The 18,493-nt window shown below is 68.8% G+C and carries 15 protein-coding genes; 8 read left to right on the top strand and 7 right to left on the bottom strand.

The window, feature by feature from the left end:
- Positions 1–18: 18 nt before the first annotated feature.
- The 3 genes from nirD (at position 19) to BpN12_RS07940 (ending at position 6,607) form a co-directional block, all read left to right on the top strand.
- On the top strand, positions 19–384 hold the full coding sequence (gene nirD / locus BpN12_RS07950) for a nitrite reductase small subunit NirD (protein ID WP_246791897.1): 366 nt from the start codon (positions 19–21) through the stop codon (positions 382–384).
- Between the two features lie 69 nt (positions 385–453).
- Positions 454–4,659, top strand: coding sequence for a bifunctional nitrate reductase/sulfite reductase flavoprotein subunit alpha (locus BpN12_RS07945; RefSeq protein WP_246791896.1), 4,206 nt, complete (start codon positions 454–456; stop codon positions 4,657–4,659).
- A 433-nt stretch (positions 4,660–5,092) separates the two neighbouring features.
- Complete coding sequence (locus BpN12_RS07940; RefSeq protein WP_246791895.1) at positions 5,093–6,607, top strand: succinyl-CoA:acetate CoA-transferase ScpC; 1,515 nt, start codon at positions 5,093–5,095, stop codon at positions 6,605–6,607.
- 114 nt (positions 6,608–6,721) lie between these two features.
- Here the strand turns inward: BpN12_RS07940 and BpN12_RS07935 are convergent, their stop codons facing one another.
- From BpN12_RS07935 to BpN12_RS07920, 4 genes are all read right to left on the bottom strand, one after another.
- Positions 6,722–7,261 (bottom strand): hypothetical protein, encoded by a 540-nt coding sequence (locus tag BpN12_RS07935; RefSeq protein WP_246791894.1) that lies wholly within the window; start codon positions 7,259–7,261, stop codon positions 6,722–6,724.
- 107 nt (positions 7,262–7,368) lie between these two features.
- Positions 7,369–8,442, bottom strand: a complete 1,074-nt coding sequence (locus tag BpN12_RS07930; protein WP_246791893.1) for an extracellular catalytic domain type 2 short-chain-length polyhydroxyalkanoate depolymerase — start codon at positions 8,440–8,442, stop codon at positions 7,369–7,371.
- Positions 8,439–8,969: a response regulator transcription factor gene (locus tag BpN12_RS07925; RefSeq protein WP_246791892.1), complete on the bottom strand. Its 531-nt coding sequence runs from the start codon at positions 8,967–8,969 to the stop codon at positions 8,439–8,441. Before BpN12_RS07925 ends, BpN12_RS07930 begins: the two co-directional genes overlap by 4 nt.
- Before the next feature lie 522 nt (positions 8,970–9,491).
- Positions 9,492–9,668, bottom strand: a complete 177-nt coding sequence (locus BpN12_RS07920; RefSeq protein ID WP_246791891.1) for a hypothetical protein — start codon at positions 9,666–9,668, stop codon at positions 9,492–9,494.
- A 183-nt stretch (positions 9,669–9,851) separates the two neighbouring features.
- On the opposite strand from BpN12_RS07920, the gene BpN12_RS07915 reads away from it, so the two are divergent.
- Both BpN12_RS07915 and BpN12_RS07910 read left to right on the top strand, forming a co-directional pair.
- Positions 9,852–10,946 (top strand): hypothetical protein, encoded by a 1,095-nt coding sequence (locus tag BpN12_RS07915; protein WP_246794662.1) that lies wholly within the window; start codon positions 9,852–9,854, stop codon positions 10,944–10,946.
- A gap of 38 nt (positions 10,947–10,984) precedes the next feature.
- The gene (locus BpN12_RS07910; protein ID WP_246791890.1) at positions 10,985–11,770 is read left to right on the top strand and encodes a bestrophin-like domain; all 786 of its coding nucleotides are present in this window, start codon (positions 10,985–10,987) and stop codon (positions 11,768–11,770) included.
- Positions 11,771–12,291: 521 nt separating this feature from the next.
- On the opposite strand, the gene BpN12_RS07905 is transcribed toward BpN12_RS07910, so the two are convergent.
- Both BpN12_RS07905 and BpN12_RS07900 read right to left on the bottom strand, forming a co-directional pair.
- Positions 12,292–12,561 carry a CppA family protein gene (locus BpN12_RS07905; RefSeq protein WP_246791889.1) on the bottom strand — a complete coding sequence of 90 codons (270 nt, stop codon included), beginning with the start codon at positions 12,559–12,561 and terminating at the stop codon, positions 12,292–12,294.
- Positions 12,562–12,891: 330 nt separating this feature from the next.
- Positions 12,892–13,191, bottom strand: coding sequence for a hypothetical protein (locus tag BpN12_RS07900; protein ID WP_246791888.1), 300 nt, complete (start codon positions 13,189–13,191; stop codon positions 12,892–12,894).
- Positions 13,192–13,666: 475 nt separating this feature from the next.
- Here BpN12_RS07900 and BpN12_RS07895 point away from each other — a divergent pair, with 475 nt between their 5' ends.
- Positions 13,667–15,400, top strand: a complete 1,734-nt coding sequence (locus tag BpN12_RS07895) for a cyclic peptide export ABC transporter (RefSeq protein WP_246791887.1) — start codon at positions 13,667–13,669, stop codon at positions 15,398–15,400.
- Positions 15,401–15,527: 127 nt separating this feature from the next.
- Here the strand turns inward: BpN12_RS07895 and BpN12_RS07890 are convergent, their stop codons facing one another.
- Positions 15,528–16,166 carry a nitroreductase family protein gene (locus BpN12_RS07890; RefSeq protein WP_246791886.1) on the bottom strand — a complete coding sequence of 213 codons (639 nt, stop codon included), beginning with the start codon at positions 16,164–16,166 and terminating at the stop codon, positions 15,528–15,530.
- Positions 16,167–16,450: 284 nt separating this feature from the next.
- On the opposite strand from BpN12_RS07890, the gene BpN12_RS07885 reads away from it, so the two are divergent.
- Both BpN12_RS07885 and BpN12_RS07880 read left to right on the top strand, forming a co-directional pair.
- Positions 16,451–16,993 carry a Fur family transcriptional regulator gene (locus tag BpN12_RS07885; protein WP_246794661.1) on the top strand — a complete coding sequence of 181 codons (543 nt, stop codon included), beginning with the start codon at positions 16,451–16,453 and terminating at the stop codon, positions 16,991–16,993.
- A 229-nt stretch (positions 16,994–17,222) separates the two neighbouring features.
- Complete coding sequence (locus BpN12_RS07880) at positions 17,223–18,491, top strand: metallophosphoesterase family protein (RefSeq protein WP_246791885.1); 1,269 nt, start codon at positions 17,223–17,225, stop codon at positions 18,489–18,491.
- Positions 18,492–18,493 lie beyond the last annotated feature (2 nt).

Raw genomic sequence — 18,493 nt, 5'->3', positions numbered from 1 at the left:
CCGATCGAGGAGAAGCTCATGCATAGCGAACCGAAACTGGCGGCCGCCGCGCGCTGGACGCCCGTCTGCCAGCTCAACGACATCGTGCCGAACACGGGCGTCTGCGCGCTCGTCAACGGCGGCCAGGTGGCCGTGTTCCGCGTCGAGGCCGGCAACGGCGAAACCAACATCTACGCGATCGACAACATCGATCCGCTCTCGCGCGCGGCGGTGCTCTCGCGCGGGCTGGTGGGCAGCCTCGGCGAGCGCGTGGTGGTGGCCTCGCCGCTGTTCAAGCAGCACTTCGACCTGCGCACCGGCGAGTGCGTCGAGGCGCCGGAGAAGTCGGTCGGCGTCTATGCCTCGCGCGTCGAGGACGGCTTCGTCTGGGTCGAGGCGGCATGACGGGCGCCGCCGGCATGTTCGGCAAGAGCGGGCCGCGGCGGCCCGCCCGCTGATCGCAACGGAGCGGGAATGACGAACGCGAGCGTGAAAACGGTGTGCCCGTATTGCGGCGTCGGCTGCGGGATGGTGCTGCACGTCGACAACGGAGAGGTGGTCAAGGTGTCGGGCGACCCCGAGCATCCGGCCAACTTCGGCCGGCTCTGCACCAAGGGCTCGTCCGCGCACGTCGCGCTGCGCCATGCCGGGCGGCTCGAAAGCGCCTACCTGCGCGAGGCGCGCGAGCGCGATGCGGTGCCGCTGCCGGTGGACGACGCGATCCGCGAGACGGCGCGGCGGCTGTCCGCGATCCGCGACGCGCATGGTCCCGACGCGCTGTCGTTCTACGTGTCGGGCCAGATGTCGATCGAGGCGCAATACCTCGTCAACAAGCTCGCGAAGGGCTACCTGCGCACCTCGCACGTCGAATCGAACTCGCGTCTCTGCATGGCGAGCGCGGGCAGCGGCTACAAGCTCTCGCTCGGCGCCGACGGCCCGCCCGGCTCGTACCAGGATTTCGACCGCGCGAACCTGTTCTTCGTGATCGGCGCGAACATGGCGGACTGCCATCCGATCCTGTTCCTGCGCATGATGGATCGCGTGAAGGCCGGCGCGAAGCTGATCGTGGTCGATCCGCGCCGCACCACCACGGCCGACAAGGCCTCGCTGTTCCTGCCGATCCGGCCCGGCACCGATCTCGCGCTGCTCAACGGGCTGCTGCACCTGCTGCACGAGAACGGCCGCACCGACGCCGCGTTCATCGGCGCCCACACCGAGGGCTGGGACGCGATGCCGGCGTTCCTCGCCGACTACCCGCCCGAGCGGGTGGCCGCGATCACGGGGCTGGCCGAGGACCAGATCCGTCGCGCCGCGCAGATGATCGGCGAGGCGCGCGACTGGATGAGCTGCTGGACCATGGGCCTGAACCAGAGCACGCGCGGCACCTGGCACACCAACGCGATCTGCAACCTGCACCTGGCCACCGGCGCGATCTGCCGGCCCGGCAGCGGGCCGTTCTCGCTGACCGGCCAGCCGAACGCGATGGGCGGGCGCGAGATGGGCTACATGGGGCCGGGGCTGCCGGGCCAGCGCAGCCTGCTCGACGCGGGCGACCGCGCGTTCGTCGAAACGGTCTGGCAACTGCCGGCCGGCACGCTGCGCGCGGACGGCGGCGGTGGCGGCACGATCGACATGTTCGAGCGGATGGCGGCCGGCGAGATCAAGGCCTGCTGGATCATCTGCACGAACCCGGCGGCCACCGTCGCGAACCGCGCCAACGCGATCGCCGGCCTGCAGGCCGCCGAACTCGTGATCGCGCAGGACGCGTTCCTCGACACCGAGACCAACCGCTACGCCGACATCCTGCTGCCCGGCGCGCTGTGGGCCGAGGCCGAGGGCGTGATGATCAACTCGGAGCGCAACCTGACGCTGATGCAGCAGGCGATCGAGCCGCCCGGCGACGCGCGCGCCGACTGGGCGATCGTCGCGGCCGTGGCGCGCGAGATGGGCTACGGCGAGGCGTTCGACTACGCGAGCGCCGACGAGGTGTTCGCCGAGATCGTGCGCTTCTCGAACCCGAACACCGGCTACGACCTGCGCGGCGCGAGCCATCGCGCGCTGCGCGCCACGCCGCTGCAATGGCCGTGTCCGCCCGACGACGGGCAGGACCGGCACCCGCTGCGCTACCTGAACGACGGCGTGAGCCAGACGCGGCGCGTGGCCGACGACGGCAGCCTGCCCGCGCTCGCGTTTCCGACGCCCACCGGCCGCGCGCGCTTCTTCGCGAGGCCGCACGCCGACGCGGCCGAGATGCCGTGCGCCGAATACCCGATCGTGCTGAACACGGGCCGCCTGCAGCACCAGTGGCACACCATGACGAAGACCGGCAAGGTCGCGATGCTGAACAAGCTGAACCCGAAGCCGTTCGTCGAGCTGCATCCGGAGGACGCCGCGGCGCTCGGCATCGGCGCGAACGACAGCGTCGAGCTGCGTTCGCGGCGCGGCCGCGCGGTGCTGCCGGCCGTCGTCACCGATCGCGTGCAGCCCGGCGCCGCGTTCGCGCCGATGCACTGGAACGACGTGTACGGCGACGATCTCTGCATCAACGCGCTGACCCACGACGCCGTCGATCCGGTCTCGCTGCAACCCGAACTGAAATTCTGCGCCGTCGCGCTGACGCGCGTGGCGAGCGCCGCCGATGCCGCCGGCCAGGCCGGCGATGCCGCCGCCGCGCGCCAACCGTCGAACCCGCCTGCCGCGCCCGTCGAAGCCGGCGCGGCCTCGCATCAGGAATCCCCCATGTCCGCTGCTCTCGATACGTTCGCGGCCGCGCTCGGCCTGCAGGATCTCGCCGCGCCGCGCCTTTCCGATGCCGAACGCATTTATTTCGCCGGCTTCGTCGGCGGCCTGCGCGCCGCGCCCATGGGCGGCGTGCCGGTGCTGCCAGCCAACGCGCCCTGTGCGCCGGCCACGCGGCTCTGGCTCGACGGCATGCTGGCCGGGCTCTACAGCCGCGCGCCGCAGGGCGAGGCGCCGGCGCTGCCGGGGCCGGCCGACGCGCGCGAGGAACACGCGACGCAACCGGCCGCCGCCGGCGTGCGGATCGTGCATGCGCGGCCGAAGGTCGTGCTGCTGTGGGCCTCGCAGACCGGCAACATCGAATCGCTGACCGAGCTTTACGCGACCACGCTGATGAACGCCGGCTTCGAGATCCGCGTGGCCTGCATGGCCGACGCGACGCCGGCCGTGTTCGCGAATGCGCAATACGCGCTGCTGATGACGAGCACGTTCGGCGACGGCGACGCGCCCGACAACGGCGCCGCGTTCTCGGCCGCGCTGGCCACCGCCGACGCGCCGCGCCTCGACGGCCTGCGCTACGCCGTGCTCGGCTTCGGCGATCGCAACTACGACGCGTTCTGCGGCCACGGCCGCCGGCTCGACGCGCGGCTCGCCGAGCTGGGCGCCGTGCGGCTGACCGAGCGCGTCGATTGCGACGTCGAGTTCCAGCCTGCCGCCGACAGCTGGCTCGAGGCCACCATCGCGCGGATCAAGGCCGTGGACGCCGCGCTGCACGCGGTGCCCGACGGCGGCGCGATCCCGTCGCTGCTGCCCACCAAGGCGCGGCCGGCCGCCTCGCGGCTCGTCGCGAACCTGAAGCTGAACCGGCCGGGCGCCGCGAAGGACACGCGCTACCTGTCGCTGTCCACCGAAGGCACCGCGCTCGAATACGAAGCCGGCGACGCGCTCGGCATCTGGCCGACCAATTGCCCGTCGGTCGTCGATGAACTGCTGACGCTGACGCGGCTGTCGGCCGACACGCCGGTGAGCGTGGCCGGCGTGGGCGACCTGCGGCTCGGCGAGGCGCTCGGCCGCCATCTCGACATCACGCGCCCGCATCCGGACGCGCTCGCGCTGATCGCCGGACGCAGCCGCAACGGCGCGCTGAAGTCGCTGCTCGCCGACGAGCGCAAGGCCGACCTGAAGCACTGGCTCTGGGGGCAGCAACTGGCCGACGTGCTGCACGAGTTCCCGGTCGAGCTGTCGGCGGCGGAACTGGTCGCGATGCTCAAGCGGCTCCAGCCGCGGCTCTATTCGATCGCGTCGAGCCCGGCCGCGCATCGCGGCGAGGTGCATCTGACCGTCTCGGCGGTGCGCTACAGCAACGGCCGGCGCGAGCGCAAGGGCGTGGCCTCGACGTTCCTCGCCGATCGCGCGCAGGCGGGCGAGGGCGGCAGCGTGCCGGTGCCCGTGTTCGTGCAGAAGTCGGCGCATTTCCGGCCGCCCGCGAACGGCGACACGCCGATCGTGATGGTCGGGCCGGGCACCGGCATCGCGCCGTTCCGCGGCTTCCTGCACGAGCGGCGCGCGCGCGGCGCGAGCGGGCGCAACTGGCTGTTCTTCGGCGAGCAGCACGCGGCCACCGATTTCTACTATCGCGACGAATTGAGCGCGATGCGCGACGACGGTTTCCTCACGCATCTCGATCTCGCGTTCTCGCGCGACCAGGAAACCAAGGTCTACGTGCAGGACCGCATGCGCGAGCGCGGTGCGCTGCTGTGGGCGTGGCTCGAGGACGGCGCGCACTTCTACGTATGCGGGGATGCCGCGCGGATGGCGCGCGACGTCGATGCGGCGCTGAAGGCCGTGGTGGCAGAGCATGGCGGGATGGACGAGGCGCGCGCCGGCGAGTACGTCGCGCGCATGGCGAAGGAGCGGCGCTATCTGCGCGACGTCTATTGAGCAGCCGCGTCAGGTCGGGCGAATGCGGGCGTGGCTTGGTTTCCGCGCCTGCTTCACGGCAAAGATAGGAAGTTTGATCTGGCTCCCCGGGCGGCGAAGGCGGCTTGACTTGAGCGAAGATGAGCGCGCTATGCTGTCGGGCAAGGCGCCGGCCGATAGGAGAGGCCGGCGGAAACAGCCAAATATGCAGTGAAACGCGCCGGATAACCGCCGCCGGCAGGTCGAATCGGCAGCTTTTTTGTCTGAATAGCGCGCAAATCCGGCAAAAAAGTTTTGCAGCGCTGCCGATCTATGCGCGCGGCGGCCTCTGCGATACTGCGCGCGCTGCCCCCACCTGGCTCGCCGCCGCGAACCGTCGGGGCGCGCGCCGCTTCCGAGACACCTGCCGCGGCGCCTACGACGCGATATATAACTACCCGTTCGATCTCTCGCCATGCCCACTTCCCGAATCCTCGCCGAATCCCTGCGTTCCCTCGTCCGTACCGCCGATGAAGCGGCGGCCCTGATCGCGCCGAGCATGACCGTCGCGATGAGCGGCTTCACCGGCTCCGGCTATCCGAAGGCGGTGCCGGCCGCGCTCGCCACGCGCATCTCGGCCGCGCACGCGCGCGGCGAGGACTTCCGGATCAACGTGCTGACCGGCGCCTCGACGGCGCCCGAACTCGACGGCGCGCTCGCCAAGGCCGACGGCATCTCGATGCGCCTGCCGTACCAGTCCGATCCGATCCTGCGCGAGAAGATCAACGCGGGCGAGCTCGACTACCAGGACATCCACCTGAGCCACGTCGCGCAATATGCGTGGTTCGGCCTGTTCGGCGAACTCGACGTGGCGGTGGTGGAAGTGGCCGGCATTCGCGAGGACGGGCTGCTGATTCCGTCGGCCTCGGTCGGCAACAACAAGACGTGGCTGGACCAGGCCAAGAAGGTGATCCTCGAGGTCAACTCGCGGCAGCCGCTCGGTCTCGACGGCATGCACGACATCTATTACGGCACGGCGCTGCCGCCGCATCGCAAGCCGATTCCGCTGGTGTCCGCCGACGACCGCATCGGCGAGCCGTACCTGCGCTGCCCGGCCGACAAGATCATCGCGATCGTCGAGACCGACGCGCCCGACCGCAGCAACGCATTCTCGGCACCCGACGAAACCTCGAAGCAGATCGCCGGCCACCTGATCGAATTCCTGCGCCACGAGATCGGCCGCGGCCGGCTGCCCGCGAACCTGCTGCCGCTGCAGTCGGGTGTCGGCAACATCACCAACGCGGTGCTGGCCGGGCTCGGCGAAAGCGGCTTCACGAACCTGACCGCCTACACCGAGGTGATCCAGGACGGCATGCTCGACCTGCTCGTGAACGGCACGCTGAGCTTCGCCTCGGCCACGGCGCTGTCGCTGAGCCCGGACGCCGTCAAGCGCTTCGCCGACGATATCGCGCTGTTCCGCAAGAAGATCCTGCTGCGCCCGCAGGAGATCAGCAACCATCCGGAGCTGGTGCGCCGGCTCGGCTGCATCGCGATGAACGGCATGATCGAGGCCGACATCTACGGCAACGTCAACTCCACGCACGTGATGGGCACGAAGATCCAGAACGGCATCGGCGGTTCGGGCGACTTCGCGCGCAACGGCTACCTGTCGTGCTTCATGTCGGCGAGCACCGCGAAGGGCGGCACCATCTCGCGGATCGTGCCGATGGCGAGCCACGTCGATCACACCGAGCACGACGTCGGCGTGGTGGTGACCGAGCAGGGGCTTGCCGACCTGCGCGGGTTGTCGCCGCGCCAGCGCGCGCGCAAGATCATCGACACCTGCGCGCACCCCGACTACCGGCCGATGCTGGCCGACTACTTCGAGCGCGCGAGCCACGAGAGCTTCGGCAAGCAGACGCCGCATCTACTCGGCGAGGCGCTGTCGTGGCACGACCGCTACGTGCGCACGGGGTCGATGAAGCCGTAACGGAAAGGGGCAGGTCCGCTCCGGCCCGCCCGGGACGGACGAGGCCCGGGCGCCAGCCGCTGCCGCGTCGTGCGCGGGCCGGTTCTTTGGGCGAAGCGACGGCGGCCGGTTTGCTCAGGACGCCGGCGACGCCTGCGAGTCCGGCGCCGCGTCCTGCAAACTCTCGCGCAGCGCCTCCAGATTCGCGCCGGCCGCGCGCGTCGCGAGCCCCGCGAAGCCGCTGCCGGCCGTTTTCATCATGTCCTGCCATTGCTGCAGGAACAGGAAGGCGCCGAGCGTGAGGTCGTCCGCGTCGCGTGCCTTCGAGACCGCGAGCAGCCATTCCCTGAGCCCGGTGGCGCCATCGGCGGTGGCGGTCGTATTCAGGTCGTTCCAGGTCGAGGTGGTGTCGGTCTGCACGCTGTTGAGCGCGCGCAGCGCACGCGCCGCCGCATCGAGGCCGAGCATGTCGCGCTGGGCCTGCCAGACGGCGTTGAAGGCCGCGGTGCCCGTCTTCGTGCATTGGTTCGCGAAGTCGAGCGTGCGTGCCACCGCGGCCGGCCAGCCGGCACCGGTGCCCGGCGTAATGGCGGCGGCGAAGGCCTGCGTTCCGTAAGTGGCGATGCCGGCGCCGATCTGGGCGGCGGCGCGCATCAGGATCAAAGGGGTTTGCATCGGGTCGGTGTTCATGTTCGGCGATCTCGATAGCGGCGGCGCGTTCGTCGTCGAACGCGCCTGCCGGGTGAACAAAGCGGGACCGCGAACGCCGCGGCCCCGGGGACTCATTGGCGCGGATCGGAAAGACGGTTCACCATGCGCATCACGGCGGCGATCTGCGGGGCCTCGCGGCTGAAGAAATCCGGCTTCATCGGATCCTTGCTCGTATAACCCCAGAAATCCCAGCAGCCGAGCGGATTCTTCGCCGACGCGCCGGCCTGCGGGTAGAGCACGATGATCCGGTTGGTCTCGGCCAGTTCGTTGTAGCCCGTGCTGCTGGCATACCGTTCGCCGATTTTCTCGGCGCTCTGCAGGCAGCCGTGAAACGCCACGTGGATTCGGCAGGCGGCGCCGGCCTGCGTGCAGGCGGCCGGCACGTAGACGTAGCCGGTCTGCCCGAGCGAGGCGTCGCCATCGGGGTCGAACGGGCGCTGGTCGAAGCTCAGCAGGCGATCGGACGGCGCGCTGGCCGCGGGCGCCTTCAGGTCCCCGTAGATCCACCGCAGGATGTCGCGCGACTGCTCGAAGCCGCAGTTGTTGATGAACGGTGGCTGCGAGAGTGCGCAGGTCGTATCGGCCTTGTTGTCGGTGATCAGCGCGTGGCCGGCGGCGACGTTGTCGACGTAGCGGATCTGGCTGTCCGGGGTGCCGGCGAGCTGGTAGAAGCGCGGCACCTGCGCGACCACACGCGTCGTGACCGTGCGGTCCTGGCTGCCGCTGAACACGTAGACGCGTTGCGCGGCGAGGCCGCGCACCTCGTCGATGCGTTTTTCGTCGGCGAATGTCCGGGCGGCGCGCAGCGCGTCCTGCGCGCGCGGGCCAGTGTCGCCGAGCGGGTTCATGCAATGGGTCTGCGCGGCCGTGGCCGGGCTGACCAGCGGAAACAGACCCGCGCAATAGAACGGACCGCCCGCGACGATGCCGGCGCCGATCAGGTGAGTGGACCACGCGACGTCGAATTGCGCGGCCATGAACGCACCCGACGAGAGCCCCGATACCGACGTCTGCGCCGGATCGGCGCCGTAACCCTGCAGCGGTGCCGCGTGCAGCAGGCCCGCGGCGCCCGCGCCCGTGCCGATCAGCGCCGCGAGCGCGAGGCGCGCGCCCATGCGCCGCCATGTCAATCCCCATCCCTTCATTGTTTTCTCCTGGTCGATGCCGGCGGAAAATCCGTAGCGGCTGATCCTATTTTTTTACGATTCGACGCATCGCACCATTCGTCAAATGCGGTAGGCGCGACGGAACGATCGGAAACGGCGATCCAGCCGGAATCGAGCGCCTTGAAAATCAATTCACAGACGTTCCTGGCCTGCGCGCGACGCAGCATCTGCGGGCGATGCGTGCGTGCGGTCTGGTCGCTGATTTTCAGGCGTCGCGCGATTTGCTTGTCGCCGAAACCGTGCGCGAGCAGCGAAAGAATCTCGATCTGGCGCGGCGTGAGTGGCGCCATGGCCGCCGGAAGCTGATTCCTTGGCGAATTGGCCGCCAGCCTGAACCAGGCCATCACCAGCTCCGCCGATTTCCTGGCTTGAAATTTGATCAACAGGTTTTCGCGGTGTTTTCTGGCGGTTGAGGTGGCGATGCCCAGCCGCGCCGCGATTTCGCGATCGGTGTTGCCGAGCGCGATCAGTTCGAGCACGGCGCTTTCCCGCGAGGTGAGGGACATTCCGGTTTCCATGATGAGGACACAAGGCGCGCGCTTCATCGCGGCCGAACCGGCCGTTACGAGCAATGCGATGCCCGTTGGTTCGGATGGCGTGCGGTAACGCGAAACCCGGCGGAGGCGGCCTTGCTGATTGACGAAAACAGCGGTGTTGCCACTGCCCTGCGGGGCCGCGGGTATGACGCAGGTGTCGGCGCGGAACTCGCTACGCCAATCTTATGGATCGGGAAACACGGCATCCATGGCAAATGAAATGGAAAACCACGCCGGTTTGATTTTCTTGATGCGATTTTGCGGATCTGGATGCGATGGACATATCGAATCAACGGTGTTTCAGGTGATTCGGACGATTCGCTGATTCAGCGTGGAGTTTGGCGAATACCGCATTTGCCGTATGGAGGTAAATCGGCTCGATGTCGAGAATGGCCGGGCCGTCTGGATGCGTGATCCGGTCGTGTCGAACACGGTCGGCCGTGGGGCGGGCTGGATGGGCCGGAAGTTTTCGTTTTTATCGATTCGTTTTCCTTATTTCATTTCAATGGCCAACATGTTGATGCGTCCGGGCTCGTTTTCGGCGGCGATATCGGTGTGCGCTTCGCGGGGCGCGCCGGACGAGGTCGTCTCCGGGTTCGCGGCGTTGCGGTTTTGCGAGCCGCGACGGGCGTCGCGGCCCGGGCGGCGCACGCCGTACCGCGCGGCCATGCCGAGTCCGGACCAGCGCTTCGGGCAGTACCGGCCATGCACGCAGAGCCTGCGCTCGTTGCCGGCGGCGCCTGCCTGGCTCGACTCACCGGCCGAGCTTGCCGCGCATGCCGGCAAGTTGCACCGGCGCGTCGAGAGCCTCCTGTCCATTGGCGGCCCGCACCGACGGGGAAGATGCCATCCATGAAGTCGAATCCGGCGCTGTTCGCGCCTGTCGAGACCGCGCGTCTCGAGCGCGCGCGTGACGTGGCGGTCGCATGCACGCCGACGCTCGCCGCACAACTGCGCCACGAGTGCGAAGCGATGGCACGCCACGCGCTCCAGCACGGGCTGCACGTTGCACCGGAAACGATCGCCCGCCTGGTGGCGTTGTTGTCCAGCGACGAGCGACCCGTCGCCGACAGCGCCGGCGGTGCCGCGCGGACCCGCGACTTCGCGATGATCCACGCGAGGCTGGCGCAGGTGGTGGCGCCGGCGACGCCGCAGGGCGTCGCGCTGCTCGACCGGCACCGTCATTCGCCGCATGTGATCGGGCTGCTCGGCCCGGTGCCGCTGATCCGCGCGCTGACACTGGCGGCGATCGGTTTCCTCGGCGCCGTGATCCTGAGCGGGCTGTCCGCGGAGGTCACTTCCGAGAATCTCGAGCGCGGCATGCTGGCGTCGTCGGGCACGACGCTGCTCGTCAACATGCTGTTCCTGATGTGCTGCGCGGGACTCGGCGCCTCGTTCGCGACGCTGTTCCAGGCGCACCGCTACATCGCGAATTCCACCTACGACCCGAAGTTCGACGCCTCGTATGGCGCCCGCCTGATCCTCGGGCTCATCGCGGGACTGATCCTCGTCGAGATCTTGCCCGCGCATCTGTTCGCGAGCGGCAGCGCAAGCGGCTTCGGCAAGCCGGCAATGGCGATGCTGGGCGGTTTCTCGGCAAGCGCCGTGCATCGCCTGCTGCAGCGCGTGGTCGATTCGCTCGAAACCGTGGTGCGCGGCGACCCCTCGGCACAGGTCCATGCCGCGCTCGAAAGCCAGCGCGCCTACGCGACCTCGGAGCGCATGCATGTGCAGAACGAGCACACGCAACGGTTGCTGGCCCTGCAACGCACGCTCGACGCCGGCGCATCGCTCGACACCGTGCGGCAGCAACTCGCGATGCTGGCCCGGACGGCCTTGGCCGGTGCCGGCGGCCCCTATGTCGACGAAGGCGCGGAGCCGGCCGATGCCGCGCCGGCACCGGCCCTGTCCGGCACGACATCCGTATCCACCACCACAACGCCATAACCACCCGAGGAAACCACCCCATGCTGTTTCTGTACAACATGCCGACCCCGCTGATGGGAGCCCTCATCGTCGGCCTGACGCTCGTCATCGTCCTGGTCGGCTACGCCGTCGCGCGACGCCTCAACCTCCTGGAACTCGATGCGGAGCAGCGCGGCATGGCGCTTTCCATGGTGTCGGTCATCACGACCATCAATTCGCTGCTGGTCGCCTTCGCGGCGATCAACGTCTGGGACGACTACAACCGGGCCGACCTGACCGTGATGGACGAAGCTTCCTGCGCGAGAGAGCTGGCGCGCGATCTCGCGGCGTTCCGTTCGCCGCCCGCCGATCTCGCCAACCAGGCCCTGCGCGCGTATCTGGTGTCGGTCGTCCAGACCGAATGGCCGGCGATGCAGCAGCATGCGAGCGCGGCTGACGAGACCCAGCAGCGTTTCGACACGATGTTCGATGCCGCGAACCATATCCAGCCGCTCGACGCCCGTCAGACAGCGTTGCTCTCCGAAGTCCTGGCGCGGTCGAACGAGATGGTCAAGCACCGGCACCGTCGCCTCAGCGAACTGAAGGTGGTGATGCCGGCCACGCTCTGGGCCGTGATCCTGATCGTGAGCGCCATGTCGTTCGCGCTGATGTACGTGCTGCCGGCCACGCCGTTTCACGTCACGTTGATCGGCAGTTGGGCCGTCACGTTGGGACTCACGCTGTTTTTCGTGCTGGCGGTGGACCGGCCGTTCGTGGGCGAAGTCAGCGTGAGCGCCGAGCCATTCGTGGAAACGATCGCCTCGCTTGCGAAGAGCAACATCTGGCCGATCGCCAGCCCCAACTGACGGCGACGGTGGCCCGAGCCGGTGCGGCAGACCGGGCGGCCGGGGCGCGTCATCGTTTGCCATGGCATGGCCAGCGCCTCCGCGAGCCGGACGTTCCACGAACGACGTCCGCGAACTTTCCGGGCGGGATGGCCGGGCGGCCTGCTTGGCAGCCGGATGGCGAGCGAGCCATCGATGCCATGCCCCGTCGATTCCGCGGTTTCCGCCGGGAAGGCGCGACGCGTCAGCCCCGCCCCGAACGAACCCGCCGGCCAACGGCGCCGCCGGACGACCGCACGCAACGTATTCGATGCCGGGCCTGCGCGGCCGACAGCGACCTGACGAGCCGCGCGGCACGGTCCGGCGGCGGGCAGGCGGGGCCAATCACGGCGAGCAGCCAGGCTCGTGAAAACGGAAAGGGCAGCGCCGGAAAGTGTGGCGCGAGAAAGGGCAGCGCCGCCACCGATTCCGCCGCGTGGCCGGCCCTGCAAGGCGGTCCACCCACGGGCCGTGGCCCCGGCCGCCGTGTGCCGCGGCGGATCTCAGCGCGCCGCATGGCCGGCCAGATGCTCGCGGATCAGCGACAGATAATGATCGCCGACCGAGTGATCGATCGCGGCGCGCCGCACCGGCCGCTGGATCGAGAACGGCGGCCGCATCCCGAGATAACGGCAGATCGCCGAGACATAGGGCTTGCGTATCCGCCCGAGCTGGTGGATGGCGCGCGCGACGCGCTCATCGCCGACCTGGCTGCGCAGCCAGGCGAGGATCTGGCGGTCGGTGTCGTTGACAAGTCGAACCCGGTGTTCCATTGCTCACCTCGTACTGTTTATCAATACAGTACTGTAAATATATCCAGTATCTTGGGGGAACACAATCGACAACAAACGGGGGCAAATCGAATTGGCCAATTGGCCAGGGGAGAGGGGGCAGCGATGCGTCGGCGGACCGTGTCGTTCGTGTCCGGCATGGCCGCACGCCAGCAGAAGGTTGCGATTTCGTCCGGCTGGATCCGGACCCGGATCCGGCCGCCTGTCACGCGTCCGTCGCGGGCGTCGGTTGTCCGGAAAAGTCGACAGGCTGCCGAGAAGGGGGCGCCATGGCCTGCATCGGCTACCGCCCATGCCGCTTCCGCACGCTGTTTACCGGCGCCGTGCCAAACGGGAACCCAGCCATTGAACGACGTGCAGCGCGGCCCCGATACAGTCCCATAGCACACAGGTCATGACCATCAGCATCGCCGCCGAGGTGGAAGGCGGCGAATCGGGAATGACTTCGATGGCCCAGCCAAGGACGAGGCTGGTGACGACGGTCAGGGACAGGCACGCCGCCCAGATCAGCCGGCCGACACGCGGATCGGCGCCGTGATCCGGCCCGAACACGCGATAGATGCAATAAAGGATGCAGACGGCATAGGGTGCAAGGTAGAAATCCAGGTTCATGAACGGTGGTCCGGGATCGTGCCCGTTTCTCTCCGGGGTGGCAGCACGCTTCGTGCGGCACCGGATTCGAGCGCATGACATGTCGGGCGGTGGCCGGCTGGTGCGTGAGCGATGCAGGTGCGGGCCATGCATCCTCGCCGCGAGCGTAGCCGCGCTTTCCGTCACCCGCCAGTGCCGTTCCGCCGCTTGGGGATGGGCGTGGGATTCGCCGCCAGGCGGCCGTTCCCGCGCATCGGGCTCGAAACCGCCCGATTCCGGCCGGCTGCGCGGTTGCCATTTCAATGGCCAGCTAATATCATTCGCGAGTTGAAAATAAGAATCATTATCGCGTAGCTGCCCCGATCCCGGCCGTGCCGGGCGGCGGCGCGAGCGGTAAACGAGAGCGGCTCTCAAGGCCATCGCTCACGGATGGCGCGAGGGCCGGTGCCGGCCCGGCGCGATCGACGCACACACCACGAACTCGAGGAACTATCGGATGACTCGCGATGAGGGCGCAATGAACCGCGCGAACTACGGCGGCACCTTGCTGCAACTGCTGAGGCCATTCCTTCCGATCACGCTGATCGCGACGCTGCTCGGCATCGTCGGCGGCCTTTGCACCGCGTGGCTGCTGTCGGTGATCAATACCAGCCTGCACGCGCCGGGCGGCATCGGCATGAAGACGGCCGTGACCTTCATCGCGCTGTGCCTCGTCACGCTGCTCTGCAACGGCATCGCCGGGATCGGTAACAGCGTCACCGGCCAGCGCATCATCGCGGCGTTGCGCAAGGACATCTCGGCGCGCATCGTCTGCGCGCCCGTTGCCGCGCTCGAACGCTACAAGACGCACCGGCTGCTCTCGACGCTGAACAGCGACGTGGAAACGGTCAGCGCGTTCACCTTCAGCTTCCCGAACTTCGCGGTCGCGGCCGCCATCACGCTCGGCTGCGTGGCCTACATGCTGGTGCTGTCGCCCTCGCTGTTCCTGATCGCGCTGGTCGCGATCGTGGTGGGCGTGGCGATCAACCAGTACGCGAGCCTCAAGTGGGGCCATTACTACAAGGGCGTGCGTGGCGCGCAGGACGAACTGCAGAAGCAGTACCGCGCGATCACCGAGGGCGCGAAGGAGTTGCGGATCAACCGCGAGCGCCGCCAGCGCGTGTTCGGCGTGCGCCTGTCGGGCGCGGCCGACGACATCTCGAACCTCAAGATCAAGGCGATGCGCCTTTATTACGGCGCGAGTGCGTCGGGCACGACGCTGTTCTTCGTCGTGATCGGCGCGATCCTGCTGTTGCAGCAGCGGCTCGGCGTCTCGCCGGAAGTGGTCAGCGGCTTCGTGATCGTGCTGCTCTACGTGCGCGGGCCGGTGGAGACGCTCGCGAGCGGGCTGCCGGCGCTGATCCAGGCGCGCATCTCGTTCCAGCGCATCGCCGAGTTGACCGCGCAGTTCGCGAACCGCGAGGCGCGGCTGCTCGACGGCGAGCCCGCGGCCGATGCGGTCGAATTGCGCGAGATCGAGTTGCGCCACGCGTCGTGGACCTTCCCGCCCGTCGGCGACCAGTCGCCGTTCAAGCTCGGCCCGATCGACCTGAAGATCGAGCGCGGCGAAATGCTGTTCGTGATCGGCGAGAACGGCAGCGGCAAGACCACGCTGATCAAGCTGCTGCTCGGGCTCTACGAGGCGGGCCGCGGCGAACTGCTGCTGAACGGCGAGCCGGTCGAGGCCGGGCAGATGGATGCGTATCGCCAGCTCTATTCGGCCGTGTTCGCCGACTATCACCTGTTCGACGATCTGGTGGTGCGCGACCCGGCGCTGATCACACGCGCGCAGGCCTATCTGGAACAGCTCGAGATCGCGCACAAGGTGAAGATCGAGGACGGCGTGTTCTCGACGATCGATCTCTCGACCGGGCAGCGCAAGCGGCTCGCGCTGATCCACGCGATGCTGGAGCAGCGGCCCGTGATGATGTTCGACGAATGGGCCGCCGACCAGGATCCGACCTTCCGCCGCGTGTTCTACACGGTGTTCCTGCCGGAGCTGAAGCGCCAGGGCAAGACGCTGATCATCGTCTCGCACGACGACCGCTATTTCCATGTCGCCGATCGCGTGATCCGGATCGAGCGCGGCCAGATCATCGAGACCGCGAAGGGCGCCGAATTCACCTACGAGGATCGCGGGACCACGCAGATTGCCGGGCTCGCCGCCTCGAACGGCGCGAGCGTGCATTGAGGTGGCGCGGCCGCCGGTTTCATGATCGACCGGTGGTCGAACTGGCGGTCGATCCGATCGCCGGCCTGGTTGCCGACTTGAGCGCCGGCCCGACCGCGGCCGGCTTGATTCCAGGCTCGAGCGCCGCTCAGATCGCCGAGCGGCCGAGCCATTCGCGCACGTGATTCGCGCGCGGCGGGCGGGCCGGCGGTGCGTCCGTCGAGACCGGAGTGCCGACCATCAGGAAGCCGAGCAGCCGGTCGTGCGGCTCGAAGTCGAGCGCGGCGGCGAGCTTCGGATCGTAGCTGTCGGCCCCCGTGATCCAGAAGCCGCCGTAGCCGAGCGCGTGGATCGCGTTGAGCATGTTCATCGTCGCGGCGCCCGTTGAAAGCATCTGCTCGATCTCGGGGATGCCGTGCGCGTCGCGGATCGCGGCGGCCACCGCGATGATCAGCGGCGCTGCGTAGGCGGCCTGGCCGCGCGCCTCGCGCTGGTCGGGCGGCAGGTCCGGCTCGCGCGCGACGGCCAGTTCCACGAGCACCTCGGCCAGCTCCGCGCGCGCCTCGTCGCGAATCAGCGCGAAGCGCCACGGCCGCAGTTGCGCGTGATCGGGCGCGCGCAACGCGGTGTCGAGGATCAGGTCGAGCTCATGGTCGCGCGGCGCCGGCTCGGTCAGCTGCCAGTGCGACTGGCGCGACAGCAGGATCTCGACGAGCGCGCGGCCCGGCTTGGGCGCGACGCGATCGGCGGCGGCCGGCGTCGGGGCGGTGAAGTTGTGTTGCGTCATGGTTTCTCCGATCGACTGAGTCGCGACATGATGCGCAAGTCTTTTCATTTGTGCAAATGATTCTCATTCGTATTGTTGTGGGGTATGGTAACGCCTACGCGCGCGGCCGGCGCGGCGTGGCGCCGATGCATCGGGTGCGCGTCGTGAGGGCCGCGATTACCGATTACCCGTCCCGGCGGTCGCTGTCGAGCGGCCGGGTACTTGGGCCGAGGCGCGCGGCGGCAGGGCGGCGAGATCGATCGCGGCGGGCCGCCCGGGCCGGCCCGTCTTTTGTCGACTCGCCTATGCTGATGCCAGTTCATGAACAGTTGCAGGGAGCGGGGTTGCGCGCGACGTTGCCGCGCGTGAAGGTGCTGGAGTTCTTCGCGGCGGCGCGCCCGCGGCACGTCAGTGCCGAGGGCGTGTTTCGCCATCTGGTGGCCGAGAAGATCGACATCGGTCTCGCGACGGTTTACCGGGTGCTCTCGCAGTTCGTCGAAGCGGGCATCCTGACGAGCGGCACGCTCGATTCGAACCGCCACGTCTACGAACTCAACGACGGCAAGCGGCACGATCACATCATCTGCCTCGCTTGCGGCAAGGTGGACGAATTCTCCGATCCGTTGATCGACGGCCGCGAGAAAGCGGCCGCCGATTCGCTCGGTTATCTGCTGACGGGCCACCATCTCGTGCTGCACGGCTATTGCGCCGAATGCCGGCCGAAGGCGCGTGCCGACGAGCCGCGCCTGCCCCATGCGGGCGAGCGTGCCGATGGTTCCGACGGCGGCGCGCCATCCGGCGCCGATGGTGTCGACGGTGCCGACGGCGCCGATCCCGACAGCGCCTGACACATCCGAAGTCGCCCGGCTTGCTCCGGGCACGGCACGCTGCCGAGGGGAGGGTCTTCGCCAGCGCTGCCACCGCCTGCTCGAAGCAGGTCAAACGGCCAGCGCGCCAATCTTTCCCCATCCCCCCGGCGATTGCCCTCTACAATCTGCGGACCGAGCCGCCCGGGCGCGGCGCGAGTCTCGCGCGCCTCCGGCTGCCATTCCCCCGATTCGAACGAGAGGACTCGTCGTGAAGTTCATCCACGCGGCCGATATCCATCTGGACAGCCCCCTGCACGGCCTCAGCGCCTATCCCGACGCGCCCGCCGCGCAATTGCGCCATGCCTCGCGCGACGCGCTGCAACTGCTCGTGGATCGCGCGATCGACGAAGCGGTGGCGTTCGTCGTGATCGCCGGCGATCTCTACGACGGCGACTGGAAGGATCACAACACCGGCATCTTCTTCGGCCGGCAGATGGCCCGCCTGCGGCAGGCGGAGATCCCCGTGTTCGTGCTGTGGGGCAACCACGACGCCGAGAGCGAGATGAGCAAGAAGCTCGCGCTGCCGCCCAACGTCACGGTGTTCCCGTCGCGCAAGCCGGCCACCTGCCAGCTCGTTGCCAACGACGCCGAGGGCACGCGCGTCGCGCTGCACGGCCAGAGCTTCAAGGACAAATCGGTGGTCGACAACCTCGCGATCGGCTACCCCGATCCGGTGCCGGGCGCCTACAACATCGGCGTGCTGCACACGGCGCTCGAAGGCGGCACGATCCACGCGAACTACGCGCCGTGCTCGCGCGCCGAGCTGCATGCGAAGGGCTACGACTACTGGGCGCTCGGCCACGTCCACGAGTTCCAGCAATGGGACGAGGCCTCGACGATCGTGTTCCCCGGCAATCTGCAGGGGCGCCACATCCGCGAGACGGGCCGGCGCGGCGCGGTGCTGGTGACGGTGGAGGGCGGCCGCACGCAGGTGGAGCGGCTGTTCATCGACGTGCTGCGCTGGGAGGCGCTCGACGTCGAGGCGGGCGACTGCGAGACGATCGAGGCGCTCTCGCACAAGATCGGCGCCGCGCTGGAGGCGCTGCTCGCGACCGACGGCGAAGTGCCGCGCGCGGTGCGCGTGACCGTCACCGGCGCGACGCCGCTGCACGGCCAGTTGTTCGGCCGCGCGGCCGAGCTGCGCGCCGAGGTGCTGAACCAGATCGGCATGCTCGGCAACCAGCGGCTCTGGCTCGAGAAGGTCAAGCTGCGCACCGAACCGCTCGCCGAGCCGGCCGCGCATGGCGAGCCGCTCGAGGCGCTCGACGACCTGCGGTGCATCCTGGCCGAGGCGATCCACGATCGCGAGTTTCTCGCGAGTCTCGACCGCGAGCTGAAGCCGTTCGTCGGCAAGGTGCGCAGCGACGTGCGCGGCGAGGACGTGCCGCTGCTCGGCGCCGCGCGCGCGGGCGAACTGCCGGCGCTGGTCGAGCAGGTGGGCACGGCGCTGCTCGCGCGTCTGGCGCGGGGGGAGTGAGC

It is taken from the genome of Burkholderia perseverans (genome assembly GCF_022870505.1).
GTDB lineage: Bacteria > Pseudomonadota > Gammaproteobacteria > Burkholderiales > Burkholderiaceae > Burkholderia > Burkholderia plantarii.
Note: the sequence above shows the minus strand (reverse complement) of the source record. Positions and strands in the feature narration are given on the sequence as shown.